The sequence below is a fragment of the Pseudomonas sp. MC6 genome, assembly GCF_054790575.1.
Map to the genome: position 1 here is coordinate 5126687 of NZ_CP186504.1, position 23794 is coordinate 5150480.

The following is a 23794-nucleotide window of genomic DNA, read 5'->3' on the forward strand; positions in this document are numbered from 1 at the left end:
TCAAGGCTTGAGCCAAGAACCCTGGCTCTGGCCCTCGCAATACGGCTTCAGATACGCGGCATCGGTGGCGACGCCGTAATAGTGGATATCCTGGCGATAAGGCATATTGGCGACTTGCGCGTTGCGGCACACGCCAAACGCGCCGCTCGGGCACTGGTCGACGTATTGCACCTCGACTTTTTGCCCGGCCAGGGTTGGCTGGCAGAAGCCGTCGTTGAACAGTTTTTCAGGAATATTGCGGTTCTGCTGACAGACTTTGACGTCGAGCCGCTTGCCCTGACTGTGCACCACGCAGGCCTGAGCCCACGCTTCACTCGACAGCAGCGTCAACAGCAACGACCATCCCATCCAACGCATCTTTGAATCTCCCAAGAAAGCTCCCGGCCATGTTGCAGAACATTCCTACCCATGTCATTGCTGGCCCTTTGGGCGCAGGCAAGACCAGCCTGATTCGCCAGCTCATGGCCCAGCGGCCAGAAGGTGAGCGTTGGGCGGTGCTGATCAACGAGTTCGGCCAGATCGGCCTCGATGCTGCGCTGCTGACCCGCGATGCCGATGGTGTCGCACTCGGCGAAGTGGCCGGGGGCTGCCTGTGTTGCGTCAATGGCGCGCCGTTTCAGATTGGTCTGGGGCGGTTGTTGCGCAAGGAGAAACCGGATCGGCTGTTTATCGAACCGTCCGGGTTGGGGCATCCGGCGCAATTGCTCAAGCAGTTGAATGAAGCGCCATGGTCAGGCGTTCTGGCGGTTCAGCCCTGTGTGCTGGTGCTGGATGCTCAGGTGCTGCATGGCGGGAAAGCATTACCAGTCGCGCAACAGGACGCGTTGGCGAGCGCCGGATTGCTGCTGCTGAACAAGGCCGAAAACCTGGATGACACGGCCCGGGCAAAAATCGCCAACCGATTGCCGCCAGTCCCGCTGATCTGGACGCAACAGGCGCAACTACCGCTGAACGAACTGCCGGGCCTGGCTGCAAAAGCAGTCAACGGTGTGGATAACCTGGCCGTGCCCAAAGGATTGGGACAAATGCCGGCCGTCTGGAGCGATCCGACGTTGCCGATTTGCCTGAGTCAGGCGCAGGAGGGTGGCTGGAGCATTGGTTGGCGTTGGCATCCGGGCCAGACGTTCGACAAGCAACGCACTGCCGACTGGCTAACTGGCCTTGATTGGAAGCGAGCGAAACTGGTGATCCGCAGCTCGGATGGCTGGGTGTCTGCGAATGCTTTGGATAATGCCAAGCTGATCTGGCAGGCCAGCGAATGGCGGAAAGATTCGCGAATCGAACTGATCTTCTTCGATCCGCAAAATATTGATCAATTGCAGGCGGGGCTGGCGCGATGCCGAACCCGGTGATTCAGCTCAAGGCTTCCACTTGGTATGTTCCTGCCGCCACTGGCTCAACTCGATGACTTCGGCGCGCGGCTTGTGTACTTCAACCACCGGTGGCGTGTCGTCGAACGGTGCCGGGTAGGGCGCCAGTTCGATCTGCGCACTGTGCGCGCCAAACTGGGTGATGGTGCCGTTATGGCGGGTTTCACCGGTCACGGTGAATTCAAAGTTGTACACCCGCGCCAGTCGGCGGCGACCGTTGGCGTCCTTGATGAAACCGATCTTCTTCAGGGCAACGTTGCCGTCGAGCAACTCGACCCGCACGTTCAGGCAATGCTGTTTGACCCGCTCCAGCGCGCGTTCGCGCAAGCCGTGGTTGTGCCATAGCCACGCGCCGGCAGCGGCGAACAGTATCAGCACGAAGATGTTTTCCAGGGTCAGCATCAACATCGAACTCCAAAAGATAGCGTCAGCTTAACTGCGTCGCCGGTCTGTCGTACAGGCTGCGTTTCGTCGCATACTGCGCGGCTTGAATTTCAATCGTTTTACGGAATGACCCGAATGAAACGTACGCCTCATCTGCTCGCCATTCAGTCCCACGTGGTGTTCGGCCACGCCGGCAACAGCGCCGCGGTTTTTCCGATGCAGCGGGTCGGGGTCAATGTCTGGCCGCTCAACACCGTGCAGTTTTCCAACCACACCCAGTACGGCCAATGGGCCGGCGAAGTGCTGGCGCCGCAGCAGATTCCCGAGCTGGTCGAAGGCATCGCCGCGATTGGCGAGCTGGGCAACTGCGATGCGGTGCTGTCCGGATACCTCGGCAGCGCGGCGCAGGGCCGGGCGATTCTCAGCGGTGTCGAACGCATCAAGTCGGTCAATCCGAAGGCGCTGTATCTGTGTGACCCGGTGATGGGCCATCCGGAGAAGGGCTGCAGCGTGCCGACCGAAGTCAGCGATTTCCTTCTGGAGGAGGCGGCCGCCGTGGCGGACATCATGTGCCCGAACCAGTTGGAGCTGGACAGTTTTTCCGGGCGCAAGCCGCAGTCGTTGTTCGATTGCCTGGCGATGGCGCGTGCGCTGCTGACGCGCGGGCCGAAAGCGGTGCTGGTCAAACATCTGGATTATCCGGGTAAACCGGTCGATGGCTTTGAAATGCTACTGGTAACGGCCGAAGGCAGCTGGCATCTGCGTCGTCCGCTGCTGGCATTTCCGCGTCAGCCGGTGGGCGTTGGCGATCTGACGTCCGGCCTGTTCCTGGCGCGGGTGCTGTTGGGCGACAGTCTGGTGGCCGCGTTTGAGTTCACGGCGGCGGCGGTGCATGAGGTATTGCTGGAGACTCAGGCGTGCGCCAGTTATGAGTTGCAACTGGTGCGGGCGCAGGATCGGATTGCGCATCCGCGGGTGAAGTTCGAGGCTACTGCGATCAGTTTGTAAGACCGCGTTGAATCCAATCGCGAGCAGGCTCACTCCTACAGGGAAACGAATTCCAATGTAGGAGTGAGCCTGCTCGCGATAGCGATTTCCTAACGCTACAAATCTCAGGCGTCGCCCTTGATCTCCTGATAGCGCTTCTCCAGCTCCTGACGAATCTGCCGGCGCTGCTGCGCCTGCATATAACGACGCTTGTCTTCACTGTTCTGCGGTTGCAGCGGCGGTACGGTGGCCGGCTTGCGCTGGTCATCCACCGCAACCATGGTGAAGAAGCAGCTGTTGGTGTGACGCACCGAACGCTCGCGGATGTTCTCGGTGACGACTTTGATGCCGACTTCCATCGACGTGTTGCCGGTGTAGTTGACCGAGGCGAGGAAAGTCACCAGTTCGCCGACATGAATCGGCTCGCGGAAAATCACCTGGTCCACCGACAGGGTCACCACGTAGCGGCCGGCATAACGGCTCGCGCAGGCATAAGCCACTTCATCGAGGTATTTGAGCAGGGTGCCGCCGTGGACATTGCCAGAGAAGTTGGCCATGTCGGGGGTCATTAGTACCGTCATCGACAGCTGGGCGTTTCCGGGTTCCATAACGTTCTCACGGATCAAGGCTGGTTGCTGGAAGCACCTCTGCGGGTGCCTGGTCGCTTTTCAAAAGCACCGTTATCGGGACGCCGGGCGACTGGCCGCCGTCACGCCGGAATCGATCTGTTTCCATATATTGCACCGCCTTCCAGGCGGAAGTCGCGGTGTTACCCTGCAAAAGCCCGCCTCAAGGGCAATTCCCACACCAAAAGCGGATTTTTACCTAGCTCGCCCAGACTTTTCTGACGTCTGTCAGCGAGCCTCGTCATTCAAGGAGCCCACGCCATGCATGCCATCAGTTTTATTCAGGACCTGGCAGTGATCATGTTGGTCGCAGGTGTGGTGACCGTGTTGTTCCACCGTTTCAAGCAACCGGTGGTGCTCGGCTATATCGTTGCCGGCTTTATCATCGGCCCGCACACGCCACCGTTCGGCCTGATTCATGACGAGGAAACCATCAAGACCCTCGCCGAACTCGGGGTAATTTTCCTGATGTTCTGCCTCGGCCTGGAGTTCAGCCTGCGCAAGCTGTTCAAGGTCGGCGCCACGGCGTTTATTGCGGCGTTCCTCGAAATCGTCCTGATGATCTGGATCGGCTACGAAATCGGCCGCTGGTTTGACTGGAACACCATGGACTCGCTGTTCCTCGGCGCGATTCTGGCGATTTCTTCGACTACCATCATCGTCAAGGCGCTCAACGATCTGAAGATGAAAAACGAGCGCTTTGCGCAGTTGATCTTCGGCGTACTGATTGTTGAAGACATCCTCGGCATCGGCATCATTGCGCTGCTTTCCAGCATTGCGGTCAGCGGCACGGTCAGCTCCGGCGAAGTGTTTTCCACGGTCGGCAAGCTGTCGCTGTTCATGATCGTCGCGCTGGTCATCGGCATTTTGCTGGTACCGCGTCTGCTGGCCTATGTGGCCAAATTCGAAAGCAACGAAATGCTGCTTATCACCGTGCTCGGCCTGTGTTTCGGCTTCTGCCTGTTGGTGGTCAAACTCGAATACAGCATGGTGCTCGGTGCGTTCCTGATCGGCGCGATCATGGCCGAGTCGCGGCAATTGCTGAAGATAGAGCGGCTGATCGAGCCGGTTCGCGATTTGTTCAGCGCGATCTTCTTTGTCGCCATCGGGTTGATGCTCGACCCGCTGATTCTTCTCGAATATGCGTGGCCGATTGCGGTGATCACCGTCGCTGTGGTGCTCGGCAAGATGTTGTCCTGCGGCCTCGGGGCTTTTATCGCCGGCAATGACGGACGCACCTCACTGCGCGTCGGGATGGGGCTGTCACAGATTGGCGAATTTTCCTTCATCATCGCCGCGCTGGGGATGACCTTGCAGGTCACCAGTAACTTCCTTTATCCGGTCGCTGTGGCGGTGTCGGTGATTACGACGCTGCTGACGCCTTATCTGATTCGTGCGGCGGATCCGCTGTCGATCAAGCTGTCCGGCGCTGTGCCCAAGAGTCTGGGGCGTGTGTTGGGCATGTACGGTGAATGGCTGCGCAGTATCCAGCCGCAAGGCGAGGGCGCGATGCTGGCGTCGATTATCCGCAAGATCTTGCTCCAGGTCGGGGTCAATCTGGCGTTGGTGATTGCGATCTTCTTTAGCGGGGCATTCTTTGCTGAACGCCTCTCGGCCTGGCTACAGGACTGGATCAGCGATCCGAGCTGGCAGAAGGCGTTGATCTGGGGCGGGGCGTTGCTGGTGTCGCTGCCGTTCCTGATCGCGGCGTATCGCAAGCTCAAGGCGCTGTCGATGCTGCTGGCGGAGATGGGCGTGAAGCCGGAGATGGCCGGGCGTCACACGCAGCGAGTGCGCCGGGTGATCTCCGAAGTGATCCCGATCCTCTCGCTGCTGGTGATTTTCCTGCTGTTGGCAGCCTTGTCGGCCAGTATCTTGCCGACCAACAAGTTGCTGGTGCTGATCGCCGTAGTCGCGGCCGCCGTGGCGGCGCTGCTCTGGCGCTGGTTCATCCGCGTGCACACGCGGATGCAGGTGGCGCTGCTGGAAACCCTCGACAACCACAAGGAGTCGTCGGGGCATTGACCTGCCGGGGCGGCTGGCCGATCAGCTTTCCAGCCAGACGTCCCGCGCCCAGTGCCACACCGATTCCCAGGTTTCCTCGGCAATCAACTCTTCTTCGGCCTGCCACAACACTACCGTGCCGTCCTCTTCGACACAGTAGTAGTCGTCGCCGTCCTGACAGATTGGAATCAGGCTGCGATCAACCCCGGCATCCCAGGCGTTGGCCGCCACATCCGGCAAGTAGGTGTGGGATTGTGGGTCGGTGACGGTCACCGGCTCAAGGCTGCCGTACACCACATCGCTGACGGTCAGCAAAAACTCTCTGAAGACAAACGGAATGTCGATGAACAGCTGTTCTTCGATTTCGACCAGCAGATCTTCGTCAGGTAACTCCAAAGGAACCGGCACGGGTTCGTTGGCTTCACGCAGTTGTTCGATGATTTCTTCCACGTCCGGGATCCTCTTGCTTGAATGGCGCGGTTTATATGGGCCGGTTTATACAGTAGCTCGCTATAGATGCAACCGCGAAATAGAAAACCCCAGCCGAGGCTGGGGTTTTTATTACGGCAGGTGACGCCTGGAGGGGATCAGCCGTTCTGGCGGATACCGGCCACCAGCCAAGGCTGGTTGTCGCCCTGCGGACGCTCCATGTTCCAGCTTTCGCTGAACACTTCGCCCTGGTCGAAGCGCGAGGTCTTCGACACACCGCTGAAGGTCAGGGTGGCGATGGTCTTGTCGGCACGGTCATCGACGCCATCCAGTTGTACCTGGAGGTTGTCGATGTAGGTCGACTGGAACGCGTCGCCCAGATCTGCACGCTCACGCTTGAGGAACTCGAGCATTTGCGGGGTCACGAACTCGGCGATCTTGTCCATTTCGTTGGCATCCCAGTGCTGCTGCAGCGACTGGAAGTGGCTGCGTGCAGCTTCAAGGAAGTTCTGCTCGTTGAACCAGGCCGGCGCGTTGATCACCGGACGGGCGGCAGCAGGTGCAGCCGAACCACCGAAGATCGAACCCATGGCGGCAGGCTTCTGCTCGAACGCTTCACGCTGCATCGGCGCGCCGGCCGGAGCGAACTGCTCCTGCTGCTTGCGTCGACGCGCGGCGATGAAGCGGAAGATCACGAACGCGATCACGGCCATGATCAGGATGTCGAAGATCTGCATGCCCTGGAAGCCGCCGCCCATGAACATGGACGCCAGCAGGCCACCGGCGGCGATACCGGCCAGAGGGCCGAGCCATTTCGAAGCACCGCCGGCCTTGGCGGCAGCGCCAGCGGCACCTGCAGCACCTGCGGTCGCAGCCGCGCCGCCGACACCTGGAGAAGAAGGAGCCATCTGGCTGGTCTGGTGCGTCGGCGCAGCGCCGGCGCTTTTGCCACCACCAAAGCGCTTGGCGTTGGCGTCGAGGCTCATCGTCAGGCCGATGCACAACGCCATGGCGATGCTAAGAAAACGTTTCATAAAGGGTATTCCCGTTTGTGGAGACACGCGCGCCATGTTGCACAGCTGAAGTGTTACTGGCTAGCGAGAGAGTGTTTCGGGCTTTTGCCTGACAGGTCGCGTTCAGCTTCGCGAGGCAATAAGAACGTGTACTTTTGGCTGTAGGAAAAGGAGATTGGTTCAGCGGGATTTCGCCTCAGAACATCGAACCCTGTGGGAGCAAGCCTGCTCGCGAAAGCCGCACCGCGGTCTATCAGATCAACCGCAGCGATTTCATTCGCGAGCAGGCTCGCTCCCACAAAAACAGCAGAACTGGTGTCAGATCGCTTCCAGCTTGGCGTAACCGAGCATCAGCCACTTGCTGCCTTCGCTGAAGTTCACCTGCACCCGCGCCTGCGCGCCGGCGCCCTCGAAGTTGAGGATCACGCCGTCACCAAAGATCGAATGGCGTACCGCCTGACCGAGGCTGAAACCCGTTTCCGGAATTTCGCTGCCGCTGAACAGGTTGCTGCCGCTCATCGACTGGTTGCCGCCAAATGGTCGGCTAACGCTGTTCGACAGACGCACTTCCTGGATCAGACCTTTCGGCACTTCACGTACGAAACGCGAGACCTTGTTGTAGGTCTCGCTGCCGTACAGGCGTCGGGTTTCAGCATAGGTCATCACCAGATTCTGCATCGCCCGGGTGATACCGACATAGGCCAGACGCCGCTCTTCCTCAAGACGTCCCGGTTCTTCCAGGCTCATCTTGTGCGGGAACAGGCCTTCTTCCATGCCCACGAGGAACACGTAAGGGAATTCCAGGCCTTTGGCGCTGTGCAGGGTCATCAGCTGAATGCTGTCTTCGTGTTCGTCGGCCTGGGTGTCGCCGGCCTCCAGAGAAGCGTGGCCGAGGAATGCCGCCAGTGGCGTCAGCTCTTCGTCTTCTTCGGTGTTCTCGAAGTTGCGCGCGGCGCTGACCAGTTCCTCAAGGTTTTCTACCCGTGCCTGGCCTTTCTCGCCTTTTTCCGCTTCGTGATAAGCGATCAGCCCCGATTGCTCAATGACGGTCTGTGTCATCAAGTGCAGCGGCATTTCCATGCACTTGGCGGCGAGGTTTTCGATCAGTTCGATAAACGCACCCAGCGCACCGGCAGCGCGACCGGTCAGGCCTTTGTTGGCGACCAGTTGGCGCATCGCTTCCCACATCGACACATCGCTGTGGCGCGCGTGATCGCGGATCGCTTCGACGGTTTTTTCGCCGATGCCACGGGCCGGCACGTTGATCACCCGTTCCAGCGCCGCATCGTTGCCGCGACCTTCGAGCAAACGCAGGTAGGCCATGGCGTTCTTGATTTCCGCACGCTCGAAGAAGCGCTGACCACCGTAGATACGGTACGGAATGCGCTCGCGCAGCAGAGCTTCTTCCAAAACGCGCGATTGGGCGTTGGAGCGATAGAGTATCGCGATATCGCTACGGGCCAAGCCGGTTTTCAGCGCGCTTTCGATGGTTTCGACAACGTAGCGTGCTTCGTCGTGTTCGTTGAACGCGGCGTACAGATTGATCGCTTCGCCATCACCGCCGTCGGTCCATAGCTCTTTGCCCAGACGCCCGGTGTTGTTGGCGATCAGGGCGTTGGCGGCCTTGAGGATGCCGGCGGTGGAGCGGTAGTTCTGCTCCAGGCGAATGGTTACCGAGTCCGGGAAGTCGGAAGAATATTGATGAATGTTCTCGATCTTCGCGCCACGCCAGCCGTAAATCGACTGGTCGTCGTCGCCGACCACCATCAGGCTGTCGCCACCCTTGCCGAGCAGGCGCAACCAGGCGTACTGCACGGCGTTGGTGTCCTGGAACTCGTCCACCAAAATATGGCGGAAGCGCTTCTGGTAATGCGCCAGCAGGCCCGGGTGATCGCGCCACAAGTCGAGGGCACGCAAGAGCAATTCGGAGAAATCGATGACGCCGGCACGCTGGCACGCCGCCTCATAGGCTTCGTAGATGCCGCGCATGGTCGCCAGGTACAAATCACCGCTGGCCTGAATGTGTTGTGGACGCAGACCTTCGTCTTTCTGACCGTTGATGAACCACTGCGCCTGACGGGCTGGCCAGCGCTGCTCGTCGAGACCGAGCTCGCGGATCACCCGCTTGACCAGCCGTTGCTGGTCGTCGCTGTCGAGAATCTGGAAAGTCTGGCTCAGTCCGGCTTCCTGCCAGTGCGCCCGCAGCAAACGGTGCGCCAGGCCGTGGAAGGTGCCGACCCACATGCCGGCCGGGTTGATACCCAGCAACTGCTCGATGCGATGACGCATCTCCGCAGCGGCCTTGTTGGTGAAGGTCACCGACAGGATGGAGTGGGGCGAGGCGTTTTCGACCTGGATCAACCAGGCGATACGGTGCACCAGCACTCGGGTTTTACCGGAGCCAGCACCGGCCAGGACCAACTGACGGCCAACGGGGGCTGCTACGGCCTGGCGTTGGGCATCGTTGAGGGAGTTCAGCAGAAGGGAGAGATCATCGCGCATCGGGGCATTCTAGGGTGCGCCGCAGGCCCGGGCAAACCGAGCTTTGCATTAGCCGATGAAACTCCTGTCGATGACGACCGGTCGGTCACTGGCTACAGGCATCGGCCCGCCGCGCTCGAAGGGTTTCGCGGGTGGCAAAGGACGGAAAAGTTTCGCTGAAATTATGATCTGGAGCAGTTTGGCAACGGGATCGGCTTGTGTATGCTCCGTCCACGTTTCGGGCGCACGCCCTCCTTATAAGAACAAGAACGTTGCCCATGACCCTCAGCTCCGAACTGTCGGGCCCCTCCGTGGAACCCCGGGTTATCCGCAAGCACTATGCCGTCGAAATGGCGGTGGAGCGCACGCGTCTGCTGTATCAGGGCTCGTTGTTGCCCACGCTGTTCATGTTGATCAATGGTCTGGTCTGCGCCGGTTTGCTCTGGAGCCCGCAGCGCTACTTCGTGGTCAGCGTCTGGCTGGTGTGGCTGCTGTCGCTGGTGGCGTTGCGGGTGATTCAGGTCGCAGCGTTCGACTCGGCAATCCCTGATCGTCAGGCGCAACCGATCTGGCGGCGGATGTTTCTGCTGGGCTCGACCATGACCGGGTTGACGCTGGCCGGCGCCGGCATCGCCCTGGTGCCCGCCGACAACTTCATGCAACAAGCCTGGGTGTTCGGCCTGATTGGCGCCGCAACCCTGTCGGCCAGTGTCGCCTACGCGGTGAGCCTGCCGGCGTTTCTCTCCTTTACCTTGCCGTGTCTGCTGCCAGCGATTGGCTACCTTTTCTGGGGCGGCGACGAACAGGCGCGCGGTTGGGGCTGGCTCGGGTTGATCCTGCTCGGCTCCCTGAGCGTGGTGGCTTGGCAGGTCAATCGGCTGATTGATCGCGGTTTGCTGCGGCGCTTTCAGAATCAGCACTTGATCGAACACCTGCAACAGACGCAAATGCGCAGCGAGCAGCTCAATCAGGAACTGGCCAGGGAAATCGACCAGCGTCGCTGTGCCGAGGGCAAATTGCGTGAAGCTCAGGTCGAACTCGAAGACCGCGTTGCCCAGCGCAGCCTTGAGCTGGATGCAGCCAATCAGGCCCTGAGCAAAAGTGAGGCGCGGCTGGCGCTGGCGTTGAAAGCCAGTGAGTTGGGTCTGTGGGACTGGAACCTGCAAACCGACGAGGTTCACCACACGCAGATTCAGGAGCTGTTCGGCCTCGCTCCGGAATACGTCACGGCGCTTTTGCGCGACCTCAAACCACGCCTGCATCCCGACGATGTGCCGACGCTGAAATACGCGTTGATCGAGCATTTGAAGGGGCGCACCGAGGACTATCAGATCGAATACCGCGTGCGTCACAGCGATGGCCATTGGGTCTGGATCGAAGACCGTGGCCGCGCGGTAGAACGCAGCGACAGCGGGCGGGTGATCCGCATGGTCGGCACCCGGCGCGACATCAGCGCCAGCAAAAGTCTCGAAGAACAACAGCGACTGGCGGCGACGGTGTTCGAAGCGGCCAGTGAAGGCATCGTGATTCTCGACCCGAACTACGCGCTGATCGCAATCAACCAGGCGTTCAGCCGGGTCACCGGTTACGACATCGAGGACATGCTTGGGCGCAACGTCGTCGAGCTGCCATGCAGCCGCGACGCCCGTCGTCATTACGTGGCGATCCGTCATGCACTGGAGCAGCATGGTAGTTGGCAGGGCGAACTGGTGGAGACGCGCAAGAACGGCGAGTTGTACCCGCAGTGGCTGCAACTGAATGCGGTGCGCGATAGTCGGGGAAATGTCAGTCATATCGTGGGCTTCTTCGCCGATTTGTCGGCGCGGCGTGAATCCGAAGAGCGCATGCGTTATCTGACTCATTACGACGAACTGACCGGTCTGGCCAACCGCTCGCTGTTCCGCGAGCGCTTGCATGAAGCGCATCAGCGTTCGCGTCAGGGTCGACGCAGTCTGGCCTTACTGCACATCAATCTGGATCGCTTCAAATTGCTCAACGACAGCTTGGGCCATGAGATTGCCGACCAGTTGCTGCAGAAAATGGCGCGCCGGCTGGTCAACGCCTTGCCGGAAGCCGACACCATCGCGCGATTGTCCGGTGATGAATTTGCGGTGCTGTTCGATGCCTACGGTAACCTGTCGAGTCTGGCCCGGGTTGCCACGCGATTGTCGTCCAAGCTGCGTTTGCCGCTGACCGTGGAAGGGCATGAATTGGTTGTCAGCGCCTCGATGGGCATCAGCATGCTGCCGGACAATGCCCGGGAGATTTCTGCGCTGGTCAGCCAGTCGAACATGGCCATGCAACACGCCAAGCATCTGGGCGGGAACAACTTCCAGTTCTACACCGATAGCTTGCAGGCCAGCACCCTTGAGCGCTTGCAGCTGGAAAATCAGTTGCGCAAAGCCATTGAGGAAAAGCAGCTGAAGGTGTTCTATCAACCGAAGCTGTGTCTGCAGACCGGACGGCTGAATGCGGCGGAGGCGCTGGTGCGCTGGGATCATCCGATCATGGGTCGAGTGCCGCCGGGGGATTTCATCGGGCTCGCCGAGGAAACCGGTCTGATCGGGCCGATCGGCGAATTCGTCCTGCGTCAGGCCTGTTGGCAGGCCTGCGAGTGGCAGCGTCAGGGGCTGGAGCCGATCCGCGTTTCGGTCAACCTGTCGGTGCATCAATTGCGTCAGGGCAAGCTGGTCAGTCTGGTGCGGCAGGTGCTGGAGGAAACCGGTTTGGCGCCGCACTACCTGGAGCTGGAGCTGACCGAAAGCCAGCTGCTCGATAGCGTCGAACACATCATCGCGACGTTCCAGCAACTGCGTGATCTGGGGGTGAAACTGGCGATCGATGACTTCGGCACCGGCTATTCATCGCTGAGTTATCTCAAGCGTATTCCGGTGGATTACGTGAAGATCGATCAGGCATTCATTCGCGGATTGGGTGAGGGCAGTGAAGATGCGGCGATCACTCGGGCGATCATTGCCATGGCTCACGGACTGTCGCTGAAAGTAGTGGCTGAAGGCGTCGAGCGACAGGATCAGCTGGAGTTTTTACGCGCCGAGCGTTGCGATGAAGTGCAGGGCTATCTGATCAGCCGGCCTGTGGAGGCTGACAGTCTGGCCGGGCTTTTGCGTGAACAGGAAAAACCGTTTTAAGGGCTACATGCACCTCATCGCGCCTGATATGGGGACATCGAGTTACGCATTGAGCAGGCAAAAAGCCAATTCATGTAGTATAACTACAAGCGTGCTACATCCTTGCCCATAAGAAGAGTCCAGCCCCTTGAATCTGCTGCAACACATCGCCCAATCACGTCACCTGTTACGCAAGTCGGAGCTCAAGGTCGCCGACCACGTGCTGCTTGACCCTGCGGCGGTGATGCACAGTTCCATGGCCGACCTGGCCCACAGCGTCGGCATCAGCGAGCCGACCATCGTGCGCTTCTGTCGCGCCATTGGTTGCTCCGGTTTTCAGGATCTCAAACTGAAGTTAGCGCAAAGCCTCGCGGCCGGTGCCAGCTTCGGCCAGTTTGCGATCCATGAAGACGACTCGGTCGCCGACTACAGCCTGAAGATTTTCGACACCACGTTGCACACCTTGATGGAGGTTCGCGAGAAGCTCGATCCGATCGAGTTGCAGCGTGCGGTGACGTTGATGTCGCAGGCGCAGCGTGTTGAGTTCTATGGCTTCGGCGCCTCGGGCGCGGTGGCGGCGGATGCGCAGCACAAGTTCTTCCGTTTGCTGCTGACTGCAGCGGCGTATTCTGATCCGCACATGCAGGCGATGTCGGCGGTGACGTTGAAACCGACCGATGTGGCGATCTGTATTTCCCAATCCGGGCGCTCCAAGGATTTGCTGATCACCGCCAATCTGGTGCGTGAGAGCGGGGCTTCGCTGATTACCTTGTGCCCGAGCCAGACGCCGTTGGCCGAATTGTCGACGGTCAATCTGGCGATCGATGTGCATGAAGACACCGAAATCTATACGCCGCTGACCTCGCGTATCGCGCACCTGGTGGTGATCGACGTGCTGGCGATGGGCGTAGCCATGGCGCGCGGGCCGAGTCTGGTCAATCACCTCAAGAGCGTGAAGCGCAGTCTGCGCAGCCTGCGTTTGTCGCCGAAAGCCGCCAAAGCGCTGGATGATTAAGAGCAAAAGATCGCAGCCTTCGGTAGCTCCTACATGTGGAATGCGATCCCTGTAGCTGCCGAAGGCTGCGATCTTTTGCTTTACGACGGTTACTTTCATCAAACCGTCATCCCCCACACCTATCGTGAAACTCCCGTCATCGCCTTGGGAGACTCGAAATGGCTCAGCCCTACGAAGAACGCAACAGCGCCGCGAAAACCCGTCGTCAGCAGGAAGACCAGCGCCGCATGGAATTTCGCCGCGCCATCGAAGATCGCTTCGAACTCCGTCAGCTTCAAGCTGAAATCGGCGACTTTCCCGACATCACTCACTGGCAGGCGGCACCCGCAGCTTCCCGTCGAAGCGCTCAACCAGCGCGCTGATCTGCACCCGTTCGCTGCGGATAAACGCCAGGAAGGCGTGTGCCACCGGTGACAAGCGTTTGGCTTTCGCTTGCACCAGACACCAGCTACGGAACAGCGGCAATTCATCGACCGGCAACTCGACGAGGCCGCCGGTCGCCAGCTCCAGGTTCAGGGCGTGGCGCGTCAATAGCGCCAGGCCCAGACCCGCCTGCACACATTCACGTTGTGCTTCGGCCGAGGCCACTTCCTGAGTCTGGGTGAAGTGCACGCGTTTCTCTTTGAAGTATTCTTCGCAGGCCAGTCGCGTACCCGACCCCGGTTCGCGGATCAGCAGCGTGTAAGGCTCCAGGTCCTGCAAACGCAGCGGGCCCATGTGCGCCAACGGATGATCCGGGCGCGCCACGGCAACAATCGGATTGTTGAGGAACGGCAAAAACTCTAGACCCATGTCCTGCGGCACCATCGACATGATCACCAGATCATCGCGGTTATCCGAAAGCCTGCGAATCACCTGGCCACGGTTGACCACGGTCAGTTGCAGATTCACTTCCGGGTGCTGACGCTTGAAAGCGGCGAACAGGTGCGGCACGAAATACTTGGCGCTGGACTCCACCGCCAGTTTCAGCTGACCTTGCAGCGAACCCTGCATGTCCGACAGCTGCATATCGAGGTTTTCCAGGCGCCCGAAAATGTCCCGGCTGGCGCGCTGAAGTGCTTCGGCAGCCTCGGTCATGTAGAGTTTTTTGCCGACATAATCGAATAGTGGCTGCCCGATCAGCTCTTCGAGCTGACGAATCTGTAGGCTGACAGCCGGTTGTGTGAGAGACATTTCCTCGGCTGCGCGGCTGTAAGAGCGTAAATCACACACCTCGTTGAAGATCTGCAATTGACGCAATGTCATACGCATCAAGGACTTACGCATTTTTTATACGCTCTGACGGCGGGCTGATGTTTCAACTATAAGTCTTTGCTTATGCCTAACCCAATTTTTATTCATTTTTGTTAATCCCTCATGAGCGCTAGTGTGGACCTGCGACTAAATTGAAACATTTGGTCACGCGTCGACCTGGGTCTAGCAGGTCGTGGTGCCACCGGCTCAAGGGAACCTCCAAGTGATAACAAAGATCCTGATCGCCAACCGTGGTGAGATTGCCGTACGAATCGTGCGAGCCTGCGCCGAAATGGGTATTCGCTCGGTTGCGATTTTTTCCGACGCCGACCGCCATGCCTTGCATGTGAAGCGTGCAGATGAGGCCCACAGCATCGGTGCCGAGCCACTGGCCGGTTACCTGAACCCGCGCAAGCTGGTGAACCTCGCCGTCGAAACCGGTTGCGATGCACTGCACCCCGGTTACGGTTTCCTTTCGGAAAACGCTGAGCTGGCTGATATCTGCGCCGAACGCGGGATCAAATTCATTGGTCCGTCGGCAGAAGTCATCCGCCGCATGGGCGACAAGACTGAAGCGCGCCGCAGCATGATCAAGGCGGGCGTACCGGTCACGCCGGGCACCGAAGGCAACGTGGCCGACATCGAAGAAGCCTTGGCCGAGGGCGACCGCATCGGTTACCCGGTGATGCTCAAAGCCACTTCCGGTGGTGGCGGTCGTGGTATCCGTCGCTGCAACAGCCGCGAAGAACTCGAACAGAATTTCCCTCGGGTGATTTCCGAAGCGACCAAGGCGTTCGGTTCTGCCGAAGTGTTCCTGGAAAAATGCATCGTCAATCCCAAGCACATCGAAGCGCAGATCCTAGGCGACAGCTTCGGCAACGTCGTGCACCTGTTTGAGCGTGATTGCTCGATTCAGCGCCGCAACCAGAAACTCATCGAAATCGCCCCGAGCCCGCAACTGACTCCGGAACAGCGCGCCTACATCGGCGACCTGTCGGTACGTGCGGCCAAGGCTGTCGGTTACGAGAACGCCGGCACCGTGGAGTTTCTGCTCGCCGAGGGCGAGGTGTACTTCATGGAGATGAACACCCGGGTGCAGGTGGAACACACCATCACCGAAGAAATCACCGGGATCGACATCGTCCGCGAGCAGATTCGCATTGCCTCCGGCCTGCCGCTGTCGGTGAAACAGGAAGACATTCAGCACCGGGGTTTCGCGTTGCAGTTCCGCATCAACGCCGAAGACCCGAAGAACAATTTCCTGCCGAGCTTCGGCAAGATCACCCGTTACTACGCCCCCGGTGGTCCGGGCGTGCGCACCGACACGGCGATCTACACCGGCTACACCATTCCGCCGTTCTACGATTCGATGTGCCTGAAGCTGGTGGTCTGGGCACTGACCTGGGAAGAGGCGATGGACCGTGGCCTGCGTGCCCTCGACGACATGCGTCTGCAAGGTGTGAAGACCACCGCCGCGTACTACCAGGAAATCCTGCGCAACCCGGAATTCCGCAGCGGCCAGTTCAATACCAGCTTCGTTGAAAGCCACCCTGAACTGACCAACTACTCGATCAAGCGCAAACCCGAAGAGCTGGCCCTGGCCATCGCCGCCGCCATCGCCGCCCACGCAGGCCTATGAATGAAACAGCTGCGAGCTTTTAGCTGCAAGCGGCAAGTAAAAGCAGATTGGCTTTTTCTTGCAGCTTTTAGCTTGAAGCTTGCCGCTATGAGGAGATACCAATGACTAAGAAGATCTTCGTTACCGATACCATCCTGCGCGACGCTCACCAATCGCTGCTCGCCACCCGCATGCGCACCGAAGACATGCTGCCGATCTGCGACAAGCTCGACAAAGTCGGCTACTGGTCGCTGGAATGCTGGGGCGGCGCGACGTTCGACGCCTGCGTCCGCTTCCTGAAGGAAGATCCGTGGGAGCGTCTGCGCCAACTGCGTGCGGCACTGCCTAACACTCGTCTGCAAATGCTTCTGCGCGGGCAGAATCTGCTCGGCTATCGCCACTACAGCGACGACGTGGTCAAAGCCTTCGTCGCCAAGGCTGCGGTGAATGGCATCGACGTGTTCCGCATCTTCGACGCGATGAACGACGTGCGGAACCTGCGCGTGGCCATCGAAGCGGTGAAAGCGGCCGGCAAACATGCCCAGGGCACCATCGCTTACACCACCAGCCCGGTGCACACCATCGACGCGTTTGTGGCACAAGCCAAGCAAATGGAAGCCATGGGTTGCGACTCGGTGGCGATCAAGGACATGGCCGGTCTGCTGACCCCGTACGCCACCGGCGAACTGGTTCGTGCGTTGAAAGCCGAGCAGTCGCTGCCGGTATTCATCCACTCCCACGACACTGCCGGTCTGGCGACCATGTGCCAGCTCAAGGCGATCGAGAACGGTGCCGACCACATCGACACCGCGATCTCCAGCTTCGCTTCGGGCACCAGCCACCCGGGCACCGAGTCGATGGTCGCCGCGCTCAAGGGCACCGAGTACGACACCGGTCTGAACCTCGAACTGCTGCAAGAGATCGGCCTGTACTTCTACGCCGTGCGCAAGAAGTACCACCAGTTCGAAAGCGAATTCACCGCCGTCGACACCCGTGTGCAAGTTAACCAGGTGCCGGGCGGGATGATCTCCAACCTCGCCAACCAGCTGAAAGAGCAGGGCGCCCTGAACCGCATGGCCGAAGTGCTGGCGGAAATCCCGCGTGTGCGTGAAGACCTCGGCTTCCCGCCTCTGGTGACCCCGACCTCGCAGATTGTCGGCACCCAGGCGTTTTTCAACGTGCTGGCCGGCGAGCGTTACAAGACCATCACCAACGAAGTGAAGCTCTACCTGCAGGGCGGCTACGGCAAAGCGCCGGGCGTAGTGAACGAAAAATTGCGTCGTCAGGCCATCGGCAGCGAAGAAGTCATCGACGTGCGTCCAGCCGATCTGCTCAAGCCGGAAATGACCAAGCTACGTGCCGACATCGGCGCACTGGCCAAGTCCGAAGAAGACGTGCTGACCTTCGCCATGTTCCCGGACATTGGCCGCAAGTTCCTTGAAGAGCGTGCCGCTGGCACCCTGACCCCTGAAGTGCTGCTGCCGATTCCTGAAGCTGGCGGAGTGACAAAAGCGGGCGGCGAAGGCGTTCCGACCGAGTTCGTCATCGATGTCCACGGCGAAACCTACCGCGTCGACATCACCGGTGTTGGCGTCAAGGCAGAGGGCAAGCGTCACTTCTACCTGTCCATCGACGGCATGCCGGAAGAAGTGGTGTTCGAACCGCTCAATGAATTCGTCAGCGGTGGCAGCAGCAAACGCAAGCAGGCGTCGGCACCGGGCCACGTCAGCACCACCATGCCGGGCAACATCGTCGATGTACTGGTCAAGGAGGGCGACACCGTCAAGGCCGGCCAGGCTGTGTTGATCACCGAAGCGATGAAGATGGAAACCGAAGTCCAGGCAGCGATTGCCGGCAAGGTCACTGCGATCCATGTGGCAAAGGGTGATCGGGTCAATCCGGGTGAAATTCTGATCGAGATCGAAGGCTGAGATAACGGCCGCGATCCAACGCTTTAAACCTCGGGGGGGCATGTGCTCCCCTTTTTTTTGCGTTTTTTCATCCTGTAGGAGCTGCCGAAGGCTGCGATCTTTTGATGTTGTTTGGAGTTCATAAAACAAGATCAAAAGATCGCAGCCTTCGGCAGCTCCTACAAAGAATGTTGTGTCAGTCAGAACGCCATGCGCCATTGGCCCATCACGCCGTGGGTGCGGCTGTCAGTGGCCATTTCACCGGTAAGGCCAACGCCGACGGAGTGATTGGCTGACAGCCCAAGATCGAGTCCGGCATCCACCGACAGGCTGTTTCGATCCAGCGCGGCACCGGCAACTTCAAACCGTTTGCCACCCTTGACCAGTTGCTGGCGGGTGTCGCTTTCAATCTCGCCAAAGGTGTGTTTCCAGCCGGCACTGAATCGCGGCGTCAGCGTCATGCCGTTATCCAGTCGAGTGATTTTTGCCGTGCGCAGGCCGAAGGTGCTGCTGAGGTTGTCGCGGGTTTGCCCGAAGACCTTCAGCGCCGCATCCCCACCTTTTTCGCTGTAGCTGTCGCGCTGGTAGCGCTGATAGCCAAGGCTGGCGAACGGTTCGAGCGTCGCGTTGTGCCGGCCAATATTGACCGCCAGTTCGGCAAAGGCTTGCTGGGTGTTGGCGTCATAGTTGCCCTTGAGGCGATCGCTGAACCCGTTGAAGGCCACACGACGTTTGCTGTCGCCGTCATGGCTGGCATAGGTCGCCCCGAGACGCAGTGAGAACGGTCCGTCCTGACGCACTGCGTAGGCACCGAGGTGCCAGCTGTCGAGGTCGCCATCGTATTGCCGGGCATCGAGTCTGGTCTGCGATTTCCCGCCGATCAGGCCGATATGCCATTGCTCATCGAGCCGCCAGTCGGCGCCCATGACCAGACCCTGGGTCGCGTGTTTCAGGGTGCTGTCGAACTCGCGGTCAACCTTGCCGCCATGGCCGAGCGCCTGAATCCACACCCGCCCGGAATCGGCGCCGTTGGCGGCCTGACGCGGTGAGTTGCCGGAACCGTAGGCTGAACCGTAACGGCTATTGAGTTGTTGCATGGCCGAGAGCATGCTCGCGCTCACGGGGGTGATACTGCTCAACGTGGCTTTGGCGAGGTTGGCGTTGCTGCCGGCGGCGAGTTGTTCGATGGCGAGGGGGGCGGTGGTTTTGTCGCTGGTCAGGAGTGCGGCGACTGCCGCGTTTGCAGGTTTTAGTGGCGCAGGAGCGGGCTGTTCGGCGGTCTCGTTAACTTGCGCAATCAGAGGTTCGTCCTGCATTGGCGATGGTGCGGACTCTGCAACGGGAGTCGACGCTGAAGGCGGAACTGGAACTCGAACTGGAACTGGAACCGGTGCAGACGCAGTCAATGGCGTTGGCGTCATTGAAGGCGTAGGCACTGGTGGTTCGACAATGCTGTCGGCAACTGCACGACCATTGTTCGTCGTGGCAACACTCGCAAGCGGTTCACCATTACGGGCGTAAGTCAGCCCGACAGACTTTTTGTTGTATTGAGGTGTGGCGGTCATGAAAGCGAGGTTGTTAAGGACCTTACCGAATTCACCTTCTATCTTGCCGGCTTCGATGATTTTGTACTGGCGACTTTGCGGATACTCCCCTGGAACGGCAACGACGTTCAGGGTTGCACCTTCCAGCCTGGCGGTGCCATCGACCTTGATCGTTTGACTGCCACTGGGAGTAACCTCATAAGCCAGTTCGGCGCTTGGCGACAAGCGCAAATCGCCTTTCACGCGCGGGCTGCCTAGCACTCCATTGACGGTGAGCAGGCCGGCGACCTCCAGGTCTCCCACCGCACCTTTACCTGCAAAGCTGCCCCCCCTCTCGACATAGACGTCGCCCATGATGCTACCCAGGTTGGTCAGAGCGGTACCGCTGTTCACCAGCACGCCTTCCTTGAAGTCTCCCCTGGAACTCAACGTCCAGGCTCCTCGAGCGAGAAATAGACCGTTGAAATTGCGTGTGTCTTTCAACTCTCCGCCTTCAGCGGCATTCAGAAACAGAACGTTATCCCCCTCGCCTCCATCCAGCAGTCCCGTAAAGCTTGCGCCGTCCGCGAGGGTGATCAGATCGTTTACAGCGGTACCTTTAAAAGTCTTTTCAGGGGTTTCAAAAGCGATGGGCACCGTACTTGGGGCAGTGAGAAATGCCCTGAGTCGTTCGAGCGCCATTTCTTTATGGCTGGTTTCGGACGATTCTGCAGTATCCATTATTGCGGATGAATCAGCGATTTCAGAGGGTTGCTGAGCGTTGGCGAACGCTACGCAACCCAGAGCCAGCGAAATGGCCAAAGCCAAGTGTTTTGGTTTGAATATGTGTTGAGTGAGCATCGGGTTGAGCCTTTCTTTGGAAGAAGCCCCAACTCTATTGATGCCCCAAAAAATCCGATGTCGGCTGCTTCCCGCACGCTTGCAGGCGACATCGCATCGTTTTGTAGAAAATAACCGCGAGATCCGCAACCAGGATTTTTACTCGGCCGCAGCGGCCCCTTTTCCTACAACCATTCAAGACCCCGCCGGCTGTTCAACCCTCAAAAACTCATTTGCCACTGACCAATCAACCCGTGATTACGGCTGTTGCTGCCGATCTCGCCGCTGTATCCCACACCCAACGTGTGCCGCGCAGAAATCCCCACGTCCAGCCCGGCTTCCAGCACCAGACTGTCACGATCCAGCGAGCTGCCATCGACACTGAACGCCGTGCCCCCAGTCACAAACGCCTGACGCGTCGAGCTGCCGACATCGCCGTAAGTGTGTTTCCAGCCAGCAGCCATGCGCGGCGTCACGCTCATGCCGTTGTCCAGGCTGCTCAAGTGCGCCAGGCGCAGGCCGAAGGTGCTGCTGAAGTTGTCCTGGGTCTGGCTCTCGACTTGCAATGCGGCGGCGCCACCTTTTTCCTGGTAACGGTCGCGGTGGTAGCGCTGATAACCGAGGCTGGCGAACGGCTCGGCGCTGAGGCGGCCACTGCCCATGGCGTAGCCGAGTTCGGCGAAGGCTTGCTGGCTGTCGGCGTCGTAGTCGCCTTTCGGACGGTCGCTGAAACCATTGAAGGCGATGGTGCGTTTGCTTTCACCTTGATGGCCGCTGTACGCCGCTCCCAGACGCAGCGAGATCGGGCCTTTTTGATGCAGCGCGTAGACACCGGCGTGCCAGCTCTCGACGTTGCCGTCGACGCCGGTCGCATCCAGATCGGTTTTCGAATAGCCGCCCAGTACACCCAGGCGCCACGCCGGATTTAGAGCCCAGTCGACGCCCAGCACGCTGCCCTTGGTGCGTTGTTCCAGACCGCTGCTGCCGTGCTCGCCATCGAGCTTGCCGAAGCCGCCGATGCCTTGCAGCCAGAGCCGCCCGCGCGCGTTCGGATCATTCAGATTGCGCGCCTCGGAGGGCACGCCATTGGCCGCCAGCACGGGTGTGTCGCGCTGATCGAGACCGACCATCAGTCCCGGGCTGCCGGCCATTTGCTGCATGGCCGAGAGCATGCTGCTGCCGACTTGACTGCTGGCGCCGAGGGTGGCGCTGGTCAGGTTGGCGTTGCTGGCACCGGCCAGTTGCTCGATTGCCGCGCCGGCGCTGCTTTGACTGGTATTGAGCAAGGCGTTGTACAGCGCACTGTTTTTGCCGATTGAGGCGAGGCTGTTGGCGGCGTTTGTACCGTTGCCGGTCGCGGCGAACGCATTGAAGGCCACGTCATTGCGGGTGTAGGTCAGGTCGACCTGGGTGGGCGTGTAGGCGAGGGTCGGCGTGAGGAACGCATAGTCGCTGGTGACTTTGCCGAAGGTGCCGTTGACCTGCGCCGCTTGCAGCACGGTGTAATGGCTCTGCCATGGATACGTGCCGCTGCCGGTATTCACCGCGAGCGTTGCGCCATTGAGATTGGCGATGCCGCCGACCTGTACCGGCGCGCTGCTGCCATCGGCATTGACGCCGTAGGCGAGAGTGGCTGTGCTGCCCATGTTCAAATCGCGAACGATGGTTGCGCGACCGAGGCTGGTGTCGGTGCGCAATGTGCCGTTGACGTTGAGGCTGCCCACCGAACCGCCACCGGCATACACACCGCCGGCGTCAACACTCAGGTTACCGGCGATGCTGCCTTGGTTGAGCAGTGTCGCGCCGTTGCGCACTGCGCCGCCATCGCTGAAATCTTCATGGCCGGTCAGCGTCCAGGCACCTTGCTTGACCTCTAGCCATTCGAAGTTGCGACTGGCGCCGAAGCTGCCACCGGCCGCGTCATCCATCACCACTCGGTCATAACCGCTACCGCCGTCGACAACACCGACGAAGCGACTACCATTGCGCAAGGTCAGGCTGTCATTGCCGCCACCCAGGTCCAGCGCCAGGCCATTGCTGCCACTGATCGTACCGCCGTTGATGACGCTGTCGGCGAACTCGCCGACGAATTTCACGCCGAACCCGTTGAGGCCTTGAATGGTGCCGAAGTTCTCCAGAGTGGTAGCCGCCAGCCCCGAACCGCCGCTGCCATCGTCGACCAGAATGGCGCTGTCGGCGCCGCTGATCAGAGCGTCCTTGGCGTTAAGAATGTAGCCGCCACCCAAGGCAATGCCTTCGCTGCCGTTGGCGAACCCGCCCTTGTCCACGCCGCCGGCACCGACGCCCTGAATGGTCCCGTAGTTTTCTATGTGGGCGATCTTGTCGATGTCCACGCCATCGCCGTCACCGTTCGCTTGCAAGCCTGAGTAAGCGCCTGTGATGGTGCCGTGGTTGATCACCGTGCCATCGCCGTCGGAACCGAACCCTGAGCCATTGCGGCCAGTGACCTGCCCGTAGTTGATCAGCGTCGCGCCAAGGTCGGTAGTGATGCCATGGCGGCCGCCGGAAATCACTCCGTAGTTGGTCACGCTGACACCGCTTGCGGAATCGATGTCGATGCCGTCGAACTTCTCGTCGGCATTGTGCGAATCGCCGGTGGAGATCTCGCCGTAGTTGGTAATGGTCGCGTTGGCACCGGTCTTCATGCCGTCGCTGGCGTCGCCGCGAATCAGTCCGCCGGCACGGTTGATGATGGTGGTTTTCACCCCGTCGCTGCGCAGCGCATCGAGGTCCAGACCTTGGCCCGTGGTGGAGCGAATCACGCCGCTGTTATCGATCACCAAACTGCCGCTGACGAAATTGCTGTCGATGCGCAAGGCGTCATTGGCGCCGAGAATCTGCCCGCCGCTGCGGTTGTAGATCGTGTAGTTGCGCGCCAGGGTCAGGTCGCCGCTGCTGTCGATGGCCCGACCACCGCTGGAAACGATTTTGCCGGCGTTATCGATCACCACACCGGCACCGCTGGTGCTGTCTTTCAGGCTCACGGCCTTGCCGCTGCTGGTGATGCTGCCCGGCGCCGAAATCGTCAACGTGTCGCTGCCACCCAGCGTTTGTGCTGCAGTGGTGGAGGTGTCGATCTGCACGGTTTTGCCGTGGGCTGCCGTGGCGGTGATCAACAGGGCAATGGCGAGGGACAGGCGCTGGGGCGGGAACGGCATGGTCGGACGGCCTTTTTGTTATAAGCGGACTGTCCTGTATAGCGAAGGGTTTTT

17 protein-coding genes are annotated in these 23794 nt (G+C 60.0%); 8 read left to right on the forward strand and 9 right to left on the reverse strand.

Annotated elements, in window-relative coordinates:
• Complete coding sequence (locus ACOYXE_RS22875) at positions 1 to 357, reverse strand: NADH:ubiquinone oxidoreductase (RefSeq protein WP_460926693.1); 357 nt, start codon at positions 355 to 357, stop codon at positions 1 to 3.
• 29 nt (positions 358 to 386) lie between these two features.
• Between ACOYXE_RS22875 and ACOYXE_RS22880 the strand changes: the two genes are divergently transcribed.
• On the forward strand, positions 387 to 1352 hold the full coding sequence (locus tag ACOYXE_RS22880; RefSeq protein WP_460926694.1) for a CobW family GTP-binding protein: 966 nt from the start codon (positions 387 to 389) through the stop codon (positions 1350 to 1352).
• A gap of 6 nt (positions 1353 to 1358) precedes the next feature.
• Here ACOYXE_RS22880 and ACOYXE_RS22885 read toward each other — a convergent pair whose 3' ends face one another.
• Positions 1359 to 1772: a DUF3301 domain-containing protein gene (locus ACOYXE_RS22885; RefSeq protein WP_026000521.1), complete on the reverse strand. Its 414-nt coding sequence runs from the start codon at positions 1770 to 1772 to the stop codon at positions 1359 to 1361.
• Between the two features lie 117 nt (positions 1773 to 1889).
• Between ACOYXE_RS22885 and pdxY the strand changes: the two genes are divergently transcribed.
• The gene (pdxY, locus tag ACOYXE_RS22890) at positions 1890 to 2762 is read left to right on the forward strand and encodes a pyridoxal kinase PdxY (RefSeq protein WP_160059983.1); all 873 of its coding nucleotides are present in this window, start codon (positions 1890 to 1892) and stop codon (positions 2760 to 2762) included.
• A 104-nt stretch (positions 2763 to 2866) separates the two neighbouring features.
• Here pdxY and ACOYXE_RS22895 read toward each other — a convergent pair whose 3' ends face one another.
• Complete coding sequence (locus tag ACOYXE_RS22895) at positions 2867 to 3349, reverse strand: acyl-CoA thioesterase (RefSeq protein ID WP_097089417.1); 483 nt, start codon at positions 3347 to 3349, stop codon at positions 2867 to 2869.
• Positions 3350 to 3628: 279 nt separating this feature from the next.
• On the opposite strand from ACOYXE_RS22895, the gene ACOYXE_RS22900 reads away from it, so the two are divergent.
• Positions 3629 to 5392, forward strand: coding sequence for a cation:proton antiporter (locus ACOYXE_RS22900; protein ID WP_460926695.1), 1764 nt, complete (start codon positions 3629 to 3631; stop codon positions 5390 to 5392).
• Between the two features lie 21 nt (positions 5393 to 5413).
• On the opposite strand, the gene ACOYXE_RS22905 is transcribed toward ACOYXE_RS22900, so the two are convergent.
• The 3 genes from ACOYXE_RS22905 to uvrD form a co-directional block, all read right to left on the reverse strand.
• The gene (locus ACOYXE_RS22905; RefSeq protein WP_003187120.1) at positions 5414 to 5821 is read right to left on the reverse strand and encodes an SMI1/KNR4 family protein; all 408 of its coding nucleotides are present in this window, start codon (positions 5819 to 5821) and stop codon (positions 5414 to 5416) included.
• Positions 5822 to 5958: 137 nt separating this feature from the next.
• Positions 5959 to 6834, reverse strand: a complete 876-nt coding sequence (locus ACOYXE_RS22910) for a Tim44 domain-containing protein (protein ID WP_160059981.1) — start codon at positions 6832 to 6834, stop codon at positions 5959 to 5961.
• 297 nt (positions 6835 to 7131) lie between these two features.
• Positions 7132 to 9315, reverse strand: coding sequence for a DNA helicase II (uvrD, locus tag ACOYXE_RS22915; protein ID WP_003229685.1), 2184 nt, complete (start codon positions 9313 to 9315; stop codon positions 7132 to 7134).
• Positions 9316 to 9572: 257 nt separating this feature from the next.
• Here uvrD and ACOYXE_RS22920 point away from each other — a divergent pair, with 257 nt between their 5' ends.
• From ACOYXE_RS22920 to ACOYXE_RS22930, 3 genes are all read left to right on the forward strand, one after another.
• Positions 9573 to 12443 (forward strand): putative bifunctional diguanylate cyclase/phosphodiesterase, encoded by a 2871-nt coding sequence (locus tag ACOYXE_RS22920; protein WP_405122628.1) that lies wholly within the window; start codon positions 9573 to 9575, stop codon positions 12441 to 12443.
• A 127-nt stretch (positions 12444 to 12570) separates the two neighbouring features.
• Positions 12571 to 13437, forward strand: a complete 867-nt coding sequence (gene hexR / locus ACOYXE_RS22925) for a transcriptional regulator HexR (RefSeq protein WP_008078846.1) — start codon at positions 12571 to 12573, stop codon at positions 13435 to 13437.
• Positions 13438 to 13595: 158 nt separating this feature from the next.
• On the forward strand, positions 13596 to 13799 hold the full coding sequence (locus ACOYXE_RS22930; RefSeq protein WP_077575111.1) for a PA3496 family putative envelope integrity protein: 204 nt from the start codon (positions 13596 to 13598) through the stop codon (positions 13797 to 13799).
• Here ACOYXE_RS22930 and ACOYXE_RS22935 read toward each other — a convergent pair.
• Positions 13741 to 14703 carry a LysR family transcriptional regulator gene (locus ACOYXE_RS22935; RefSeq protein WP_077575110.1) on the reverse strand — a complete coding sequence of 321 codons (963 nt, stop codon included), beginning with the start codon at positions 14701 to 14703 and terminating at the stop codon, positions 13741 to 13743. The genes ACOYXE_RS22930 and ACOYXE_RS22935 overlap by 59 nt on opposite strands.
• 190 nt (positions 14704 to 14893) lie before the next feature.
• Here ACOYXE_RS22935 and ACOYXE_RS22940 point away from each other — a divergent pair, with 190 nt between their 5' ends.
• Positions 14894 to 16309 carry an acetyl-CoA carboxylase biotin carboxylase subunit gene (locus tag ACOYXE_RS22940; protein WP_025112637.1) on the forward strand — a complete coding sequence of 472 codons (1416 nt, stop codon included), beginning with the start codon at positions 14894 to 14896 and terminating at the stop codon, positions 16307 to 16309.
• 101 nt (positions 16310 to 16410) lie between these two features.
• Positions 16411 to 18219, forward strand: a complete 1809-nt coding sequence (gene oadA, locus ACOYXE_RS22945; RefSeq protein ID WP_160059978.1) for a sodium-extruding oxaloacetate decarboxylase subunit alpha — start codon at positions 16411 to 16413, stop codon at positions 18217 to 18219.
• Positions 18220 to 18398: 179 nt separating this feature from the next.
• Here the strand turns inward: oadA and ACOYXE_RS22950 are convergent, their stop codons facing one another.
• Together ACOYXE_RS22950 and ACOYXE_RS22955 are read right to left on the reverse strand one after the other, a co-directional pair.
• On the reverse strand, positions 18399 to 20582 hold the full coding sequence (locus tag ACOYXE_RS22950) for an autotransporter outer membrane beta-barrel domain-containing protein (RefSeq protein WP_460926696.1): 2184 nt from the start codon (positions 20580 to 20582) through the stop codon (positions 18399 to 18401).
• Positions 20583 to 20782: 200 nt separating this feature from the next.
• Positions 20783 to 23740 (reverse strand): autotransporter outer membrane beta-barrel domain-containing protein, encoded by a 2958-nt coding sequence (locus ACOYXE_RS22955; RefSeq protein WP_460926697.1) that lies wholly within the window; start codon positions 23738 to 23740, stop codon positions 20783 to 20785.
• Positions 23741 to 23794: the final 54 nt, after the last annotated feature.